The 9,224-nt window shown below is 46.9% G+C and carries 6 protein-coding genes; 1 reads left to right on the plus strand and 5 read right to left on the minus strand.

Translation table 11 applies throughout. From position 1 onward, the window contains the following. Window positions 1–9: 9 nt before the first annotated feature. From QUA70_RS19565 to QUA70_RS19585, 5 genes are all read right to left on the minus strand, one after another. Complete coding sequence (locus QUA70_RS19565) at window positions 10–2,220, minus strand: PAS domain S-box protein (RefSeq protein WP_333349319.1); 2,211 nt, start codon at window positions 2,218–2,220, stop codon at window positions 10–12. Between the two features lie 426 nt (window positions 2,221–2,646). Next, the gene (locus QUA70_RS19570) at window positions 2,647–2,832 is read right to left on the minus strand and encodes a hypothetical protein (protein ID WP_333349317.1); all 186 of its coding nucleotides are present in this window, start codon (window positions 2,830–2,832) and stop codon (window positions 2,647–2,649) included. Further along, a complete protein-coding gene (locus QUA70_RS19575; RefSeq protein WP_333349315.1) occupies window positions 2,807–4,015 on the minus strand; it encodes an AAA family ATPase in 1,209 nt (402 codons plus the stop codon). Before QUA70_RS19575 ends, QUA70_RS19570 begins: the two co-directional genes overlap by 26 nt. A gap of 70 nt (window positions 4,016–4,085) precedes the next feature. Continuing rightward, complete coding sequence (locus tag QUA70_RS19580; protein WP_333334704.1) at window positions 4,086–4,631, minus strand: RNA 2'-phosphotransferase; 546 nt, start codon at window positions 4,629–4,631, stop codon at window positions 4,086–4,088. Window positions 4,632–4,952: 321 nt separating this feature from the next. Next, window positions 4,953–5,636, minus strand: coding sequence for a methyltransferase domain-containing protein (locus QUA70_RS19585; protein ID WP_333349312.1), 684 nt, complete (start codon window positions 5,634–5,636; stop codon window positions 4,953–4,955). 513 nt (window positions 5,637–6,149) lie between these two features. Between QUA70_RS19585 and QUA70_RS19590 the strand changes: the two genes are divergently transcribed. After that, window positions 6,150–9,020, plus strand: coding sequence for a diguanylate cyclase domain-containing protein (locus tag QUA70_RS19590; RefSeq protein WP_333334700.1), 2,871 nt, complete (start codon window positions 6,150–6,152; stop codon window positions 9,018–9,020). Window positions 9,021–9,224 lie beyond the last annotated feature (204 nt).

The raw sequence follows: 9,224 nt of genomic DNA on the forward strand, positions 1-9,224 counted from the left end.
AATAGCTAATTAATCTTTGCCGATCGCAATTTTAATGATCAACTCAGTTCCCTCTCCCGGACGCGAAACACAGTGCAACTTACCGCCGTGCTTTTCTACTACTAAATGCTGAGATATTGCTAGACCCAAGCCTGTGCTCGTGTCTGGACATTTAGTGGTAAACAAAGGGTCAAAGATGCAGCCGAGGACTTCTTCAGTCATCCCAGGGCCGTTGTCACTAATGGCGATCGCAACTTCGTTTTCCCCTACTACGGAGGTGCGAATCCGAATTTCGGGATTGAATATTTTAGAGCCCGACCTGGCTGAAGACAAGTAAGAATGATTTTGCATTTTACCATACTTTTCGGGATTTCTCCCCCCTTCTTCCAAAGCGTCGATCGCATTTGTCAACAAGTGCATGAACACTTGGTTTAAGTGTCCCGCATAGCAGTGAACTCGCGGCAAATCTCCGTACTCTTTAACTAGAGAAATCCCCGGTCGTCCCCCTTTAGCTTGCAGGCGATTTTGCAAGATCAGAACAGTGCTGTCCAAACCTTCGTGGATATCCGCAGGCTTCATTTGGGCTTCGTCGGTACGCGAGAACAAGCGGAGCGATCGCACGACATCGCGAATCCTTTCGGAACCAACTTTCATTGAATTTAGCAGTTTTGGCAAATCTTTTTTGATAAAGTCTAAATCTAATTCTTCCATCAAATCTTGAATTTCCGGCACGGGATGGGGATAATATTTTTGGTAAAGGTCGATCGATCGCAGCAGTTCTTGAATGTAGCCAGTGGCGTGGCTGACATTGCCCGAAATAAAACTAACTGGATTGTTAATTTCGTGCGCGATTCCTGCTACCAACTGCCCCAGAGATGACATCTTTTCTGTTTGAATCAGTTGAGTTTGAGTTTGCTGCAAAATTAACAGCGTATGCTCTAATTTAGCCGCTTGTTGTCGCAGGCGTTCTTCGGATTCTTGCAAAGCAAAAAGAGACTGTTTGCTTTCTGTAATGTCCAATCCCACAAATACCGCCGCCGTATTGTTATGGTATTTTTGAGCTACTATTAGATAAGTTTTATTTTCTCCTCTGATGTTCGCTGTTACTTCTTGAGATGTTTTCTTTTTATGGTTGGCAAAGAAATCGTATACTAAATCGTTAAATTTGGGACTTGTCTCTAAAAAACCTACTTTTTGACCGATAAATAGTTCTGCCGGCATTTTGTAAGCGCTAGCTAAATGTCGGTTTACTCCCAAATAGCGCAAATCTGAACTTACCCAAGAAACTAATCCGGGCACGGCGTCCAAAACGGCTTGAAGTTGCTCTTTTGCCTCTACGAGCGCTGATTCTGCTGCGAGGCGAGCGGAAATGTCGCGGGCGATCGCGCAGCGGTATTCGCAGCCGCCGTATTCTAAATAATTGACTTTAACTTCGACGGAAAAACTGGCGCCGTCTTTGGTTTTGTAGCTGGTTTCAAAAGTGAGGTTGGTTTGCTGCTTGAGTTGAGCCCAGTGTTCGGGCCAAGCCGATGCTGGCAACTGCGAATCGATGTCGCTAACCCTCATGTTTAGCAGTTCCGATTCCGAGTAGCCGAAAAGATGGCAAGCGGCTTTGTTCGCGTAACAAATTTGACCGTCGGAGGTACTAAAAAAGATTGTATCAGCCGCATTTTCGAGGGCAATTTGAGTTAGTTGTGGTATTGTTTCTAACTGCTTGCTTTTGACCTCGGACTGAAATTTATTAGAGCAATTTGTTTGAGCGGGAGCCTCAGCTATCTTAGATGCAAACAAAATCAAACCGCCGATCGCACCTTCGCTATTTGTCCAAGGCTGAAATACCCATCTTACCGACTCGCTCACACAGCCGCTTGCGATTTTTCCTGATACAGATGCGATCGATCGCCCTGCCACAAACTCGCTGTATTCCAAAACTCCCGTCAAACAAGCTTGGGCATTTTGCTCCCAATATTCCGGGAGATTCGGGAACAGTTCCCAATGATATCGACCGATCGCCTCGCCGTCGCCCAACCCGCAATCTGTTTCCCAGCGACGAGAAACCGACAGATAGCGCATTTCACAATCTACCATTGCCACGGCCTCGGCGGAGCGCTCCACAAACCGCCGAAATCTGTCTTTACTCTCGGACACGGTTGCCTCTGCGGGTTGTTGCGCGATGGGGAAAGTCCCGTCAACGTACCTTCCCAGTCCCTGACTTTTTTGCTGAACTGGCTTAGTTTGCACGGTTTGGGATTTCCTCCATAGCTGTCAAGTTTGAAAAATTCTGTTTGAGACCAAAAATGCTGTTTTCCCCTGATTTGCTCTCTCGGACGATCCCCTTAGAGGGTATCACCCATCATTGATATCATTTTTGATGGGGATATGTCTATAGGCATTAGTGTCAATTTAAGACCAAAGCTAGTGCCCGGTTGCTGTTTGACGATTAGGCATATATCGCGCAACCGCCCCCCGAATAATTGTCGGAGGGGACTGGAGTGATCTCTTGTCTCCCCCGACTATTCCGGGGCGCAAGAGGGCAGCGAGACTAGGCAAAAAACAAGAGAGAAAAAGGGTTATAGGCGATTGTTGACACCAATGGTCTATAGGTACTCAAGAAATTTTCCCCCACACTTTGAGAGTCTGAAGATTTCCTGGTAATTGTGGGATATTTTATACAAGTTCCCAAAAGAATGCAACTGTAGGCCAGTGATCCAAACCATGAGCTTCCTCAGTCATTCCCAATTCATTAATTGAAAATCCCACATCGAACATGGTATGAGAGCGTGTAGCCAGTGCGATCGCCAGATAGCTTGAGAATGCAAGAGAGCGCTCAAACAAATTTGTGCGTAAATTCACTGGTAAAATCCACTCTCCCTTTCCGTAACATTGCAGGATCTAATCTTTCAGTGGTGTTGCAAGTCATCAAAACTACGAGTTTTTGCTGAAATTGAATGCCGTGTTCGTCGATGACGCTTTGATACAAAGTTCCATCCAGCAAACTCAAAATGTGTTCAGTTTTGTTAGTGCGTTGGGCCTCGGCAGTCGATCGATCTTGAGCCAAATTATCAGCCTCATTGATAATAATACAAATCCGCTCTAAATAACTCGGTGGCACAAAATTTTCCACAGCATCGTGGTCTAAGATAAAAATTACATAACCCAGCGGCACTAAAATTTCCTTTGCTACCGCTTGCGTCCAAGCAGTTTTGCCCGTACCCGGTTCGCCACTAACCAAAACAGCCAACTGATTTTGATCCAAAATTGCCTGCTGAACTGTATCGGTAAAACTTTGAACCTCCGCAGAAAACGTGCGAATTGGGAACTGGCTGTGAACCTGTCCGACGCGGCTTTTGTACCCCCCCAGAATCACCGCTAAATTGTAAGTTGCCTTGCTAACGAGCGGCGCAATATCTTGGCAAATTAGAGTGTAGCAGCGTCTTCCCCTGTCGTAGCTGTCAATTTGTAGCCAGCAGCCGAATCGAGCCCAAGAAGCATAAACAGTACCCAAAACTTCCAAGCGTTCCCAGCTAACAAACCGCTCCGAAGGATAAGAAAAATGTCGCTCCATAAAAGACTGGGTAATTGCATCCGGTTTTCCTAGCAAATCCAGAACTTTGAAAACAGTAATCTCTTGGAGTTTGTTGAGAACGTAGTCGATGGGAATGCTAGCGCGGCTGACCAATTGCACCACAGGCGTTTCGGTAACTAAAACGTCTTTGTAGCGGTAATCCGGGTAAACTGGCTGCGGAGTAATGTAATCCCAAAATTCATCAATTTCGTAGCGAGTATTTTCCGAAAATACATTTAAAATATTTGCCCACCAGGTATATTGGTGCCGTCCCATTGCGTCGGCAATGTCGCTAGCTGCCCCTAAAGTTTTTTGAGCTAGTTCTAAGGGGTCGCTCGACGCTAAATGTACCAGGTGTTCCAAATCAAATTGACGGTAAAAAGGTCGCCAACCAGAGCCTAGCAGACCTCTATTTTGAGAATTGTTTTGATGAAAATTGTTTTCGCGATCGCCCATATCTTCCGCACTCATTTGGCAAAACTCCGACTTACTTTTATTTTACATTTTTTGTGGTACACATTCTACAAAAAAGTGAAAATTATCAACTTATTTTGAGATACGTGGGCGGCACAAAATCTACTAGCCAAACTTTGTTTTCCGAGCAGTAAAATGTATGACCATCACGTTGCATGGCTGCGGCATCTACAGTAAAGACTGCTGGGATGCCATGTCTTGCACCTACTTGGCGCGCCGTCTGGATATTCACGGACAAATGAACGTGATGGCGCGACATTTTCCTAATTCCTTGACTGAGAATAGACTCGACGGCAGTGGTACCTGTTCCGTGATATAAAATATCCGGGGGAACAGCAGGTTCTAACTGCAAGTCAACCTCTACGCTGTGTCCTTGGTTAGCACGAATTAGAGTGCCTGTGGAGTCAAATGAAAAGCGCTGCTTGTCGTTTTGCGCGACTACTTCCTGGAGTTCTGCAAGCTGAACTGGAAAGTTGTTTTTTTGGCAGGCATCGAGGAGTTCGCTAACAGGAATCCAGCCACCGGGAGCGAGTTCAATGCCGATGCGCGAGGGCGCGTGACGCAGGTGTTTGCTGAGATATCGGCTGATTTTTACTAATCGAGAAGGGTTCATAATTTTAATTTATTTATTGAGTTTTTAAATCACATTTTGCAAAATGTCACTAGCGGGTTATATCGTTTGGTGGGGGCGGGTAGAGTGAATCTGTTGGCTCTGCTAGATGACGCTTGACTGAACCTGCCCCTACAGGTTTAGGGAAAATTAAATTTCCTAGTATAAATAAGTTTAGGCGCGACTTCTAGCGGAAAAAGGCGCCTTTAAGTATCTACATAATTAGGTTCTGCCTTGTGAAATTAAAAAATCTTCGGTGTGCGATTTTTAACGAAATTTATCTTTTGATAATTATCACAAACTTTACCTTCGGCCGAATACATTTTACCTTGGGATAAGTCCGCCAAAAACCGCAAAATTTAGATAGCGCCAGTGGCATCCAGCGTCGGCAAAACCAGCTTCTGCAAGCCACTTGGTCTGCTCTTCCACAGAGGAGGGAATATCTTCTTTTAGATAGTTGTGAAACCATGCTGCATGGTCTTCTCCGTTAGCTTTCATGTACTGCCGCCACAACTGTTCGTATTGCTCAGTCAGCCGGGGAGTAGCACCTGTCACAATATCTCGAATTAGCAAGATTCCCCCTGGATTCATCGAGTGGAAAAGTTTGTGAAATAGCTGTTGTTTGCATGCGCTGTCGAGGTGGTGGATTGCCAAGCCTGAAACTACCAAATCGTAACCGCTGCCGAAATCATCTTCGGCAAAGTTTCCTTGCTGCAAGGTCAGCCGTTCTCGGAAAGCGGACAAGTTTGTTTGGCAAATTTTCAGCATATTTTGGGCAATGTCAAAGGCTAGGACATTTGCTTGAGGAAATGCTGACAAAATCATTGCCGACAGTATGCCTGTCCCCGCGCCTAAATCCAGAACTTTTATGTTAGCATTAGTTTTAAAAGGGATTAACTGCAATATTAAATCGTGTTGTTCGCGATAGCGCGGAATGAGGCGGGGAATTAAGCCGTCATAATCAAATGCTCTTTGTTCAAATTGCTCGCGTACCCTGTCTAAATTCACAGACTATTTTCCTCAAGTTGTTAATAGTTGAGTGCGTCAATGCAGTTGGGCGGTTCTATCGTTCGAGGTTATATTACATTTATAATACAAAAAAGTTACAGACCTGTCAAGATGTAGAAGAAAATAATTTAAAAGAAGTTACGCACGATCGCCAGATAGGGACTTCGTGCACCCCAACCCGCCCATGATTTCGGAACTGTCTAGCCCTGCACATATTGTCTTTCAGTGCAGATGAGGCAGAATGCTACAGACCCGAAAGCCTGCCGAAGACGAGACTTTGGGCCAGCTAGCAGGAGTAATTGTGAGAAAAAAGTTGACGGTTATGATACCCGTTTAAAACAAGAATGCAACTCTAGGCGCGTGCTCCCACCATAAATTTATCAGTAATTCCACATAGTAAACTAGAAAATATAAAATATAAAAGGGAATTAGCAAGCAGCCGATGATCGGCTAGATAGGAAAAAATCAGTCCTCAGATTGACAAAATTTAGTCCCCTATAAACAAAAATTGATGTGACTCCCGAGTGGATGTGGTGTCTGCCAATTTTTCCGGAAGATGAAGAGATACAAAATATTGCACCCGCCGGCGCGGGAAAGAAAATAGTGATAATGAATCAGGATGCGATTAGATTAGGTGTCAGCCGTCAGGGGAAGATAGAAGCAATGGAAATCCAACAACGGAACAAGGATAAGCCCGCTCGCCAGCAACAAAACGCGCCTGATAGCCCAGGCTATATTTCTACGACAAAAGAACGAGATTCGTTGCTGCAAGAATGTTTAGATTTTAAAATAGCGATCGACCGATCGGCACTTGCGGTGAGGACTGACGCGCGAGGAATTATCAACTATGTCAGCGAACGACTTTGCTCTATTTCCAACTATTCCCAGGCCGAACTAATCGGCAGCCACTTCGGCATCCTCCATTCGGAATATAAATCTTCGGAATTAATCAAAAAGCTGCTATCAACTGTTGCCAAAGGTGAAGTTTGGCAAGGAGATATTAAGAATAAAGCCAAGAATGGAAGTGATTATTGGGTGTACGCAACAGTAGTTCCGCTGTTGGACTCTAAGGGAAAACCCTGTCAGTATTTGGCGATCGGATTTGACATCACCGATCGCAAAGCCGTTGAAGCCACCCAAATCGAAGCCAACCGGGCAAAAGACGAATTTCTGGCGATCGCCTCCCACGAACTGCGATCGCCCCTGAGCGCGATTTTGGGATGGGCGCAGCTAGCTCGATCGCGCAATTTCAACGAAGCCACCACCAGCCGCGCTTTGGAAATCATCGAGCGCAACGCCAAATTACAAAACCGACAAATAGACAATCTCCTCGACCTCTCGCGGCTGCTGCGGGGGAAAGTGTGCCTGAACATCAGCCGAGTTCACCTCCCGTCGATCGTAGAATCTGCGATCGATACCCTCCGTCCCGACGCCGAGGCTAAAAACATCCGCGTAGAAAAACATTTCGACCCCGCCGTCGATTACATTTTGGCAGATGCAGAACGCTTGCAACAAGTAGTATGGAACCTCGTTACCAACGCCATCAAATTCACCCCAGAATCGACAGCATACCCAGTTCAAGTGCGCCTCGATCCTAGTCCGTCCGGCGTCTTGATTCGGGTCAGCGACAGCGGTTGCGGCATCGACCCCAAATTTCAGCCACACATCTTTGACTACTTCCGCCCCGCAGACAGCTTCCAGAGCAAGGAACACCACCGGCTGGGGCTGGGGCTCTCAATTGTGCAGCAGTTAGTGGAACTGCACGGGGGAAGTGTTTGGGCTTCGAGTCCCGGTATCGGTCAGGGGGCCACCTTTGGGGTGCTGCTACCGATTGCCAACAAAAATGCAGCCGATGATCGCACTGCTGCGATCGCCCAAAGTGAAAGCAGACCCGGATCGGTTTCCAAACCCCTAGCGGGAAAGCAAGTCCTGGTGGTGGAAAGCAGCGCCGAGATCCGGAAATTTCTCAAAACTGGCCTGGAAGCATTTGGAGCCAAGGTAACAGCGGTGGGTAGCGCCGCCGAAGCGATGGCCGAGTTGCAACAGTCGCGGCCCGACGTGTTGGTGAGCGATATGACGGTATCGCGAGCCGACGGCGGCGATTTGATCCGCCGCATCAGAGCAATGGAAATTTCCGAGCACAGGGAACTGCTGCCGGCCGTGGCGCTGACCGAAGGCATCGAGGAAGAAGATTCGGCATCGGCGCTGGAGGCGGGGTTTCAGAGGCATTTGTCGAAGCCGGTGGAAGCGAATCAGTTAGTGAGCGCGATCGCCCAATTGGCGGGACTGACTGGATTCGGCGCCGGAGAGTGGGGTTCGGGAAATGTCGGGGCGAGCGGACTCCAGACCCCGCTGCCGGAACCTAACAGTTCTGACGACAAAAATAATGAGGAACTATTAACAACTGACAGCAGAGAATTACCGCTGTTGCTGGTAGTAGAAGACAACAATTTTTTGGTGGCTTACCTCCAAACTTTATTAACTCCGTACTATCGAGTCGCCGTGGCGAGTGACGGGGTTGAAGGTTTAGAAAAAGCCAAAACTTTGCAGCCAAATTTGATTGTGAGCGACCAAGTTATGCCCAGACAAAACGGACTGGATTTGCTTAAGGAGATTCGGAACACGCCAGAATTGAAATCGACTCCGGTAATCTTTTTGACAGCGCGAGCGGGGATGGAAGCTCGGATCGAAAGTTTGGATGCGGGTGCTGATGATTATATTTCAAAGCCTTTTGACGAGAGGGAATTGCTGGCGAGGGTGAGAAATTTGTTGCGATCGCACTCAGCCGAACAGCAGTTGGCGGAGCTCAACCGTCAGTTGCAGCAGCAGAAAAAGCAGTTAGAAACGGTGAATCGAGCCTTGCACTATTTGGCAACTTACGACAGTTTGACTGAGGTAAGAAACCGCCACTCTTTTAATGAATACCTCGAGACGGAATGGCGGCGTTTGGCAAGGGAAGAAGCACCGCTGTCTTTGATTATGTGCGACATTGATTATTTCAAACTTTATAACGACACTTACGGTCACCAAGCGGGGGATGAATGTTTGCGGCAAGTGGCGGCGGTTATCCAACATTCGGTAAAGCGACCGGCAGATTTAGTAGCGCGTTACGGTGGGGAAGAATTTGTAGTAGTTTTGCCGAATACGGATATTGAAGGTGCGACTTGCGTAGCTGAAATGATCGCACAACAGGTGCGGGGTTTGCACATACCTCACGCTAAGTCTGCTGTCAGCGAATACGTGACGCTGAGTTTGGGTGTAGCTTGCTCCATTCCGGCGCCAATATCGCAGCCGGGGGAGCTAATTGCGATCGCCGACGAGTCGCTTTATCGGGCGAAAGAAGCAGGGCGCGATCGGGTTTCGGTTGCCTCATTTCAAGGATAATATAATAGTTAAATCAACTTGTATGGTGTGTCAGAAATCTATTGTTTTGATTTAAACAAATTTTTTGTGTCAGACGCACCATATCAATGTGCTGGCAAACTTGGGTGAATTCAAATTGCTATAAAATACTGGAGTTTAGACTAAAAAACGAGCGCATCTAAAAGTAGCTGCCTTTAAATATCCGGCAAGCTGTTACTCCAAAAC

The sequence above is a fragment of the Microcoleus sp. LAD1_D5 genome, from assembly GCF_036702115.1.
Lineage (GTDB): Bacteria > Cyanobacteriota > Cyanobacteriia > Cyanobacteriales > Microcoleaceae > Microcoleus.

What these genes read in the sequence shown, in the direction of transcription:
- QUA70_RS19575 (WP_333349315.1), bottom strand. Translation starts at nt 4,015, where the DNA reads ATGAGTGCGGAAGATATGGGCGATCGCGAAAACAATTTTCATCAAAAC.
- QUA70_RS19580 (WP_333334704.1), bottom strand. Translation starts at nt 4,631, where the DNA reads ATGAACCCTTCTCGATTAGTAAAAATCAGCCGATATCTCAGCAAACAC.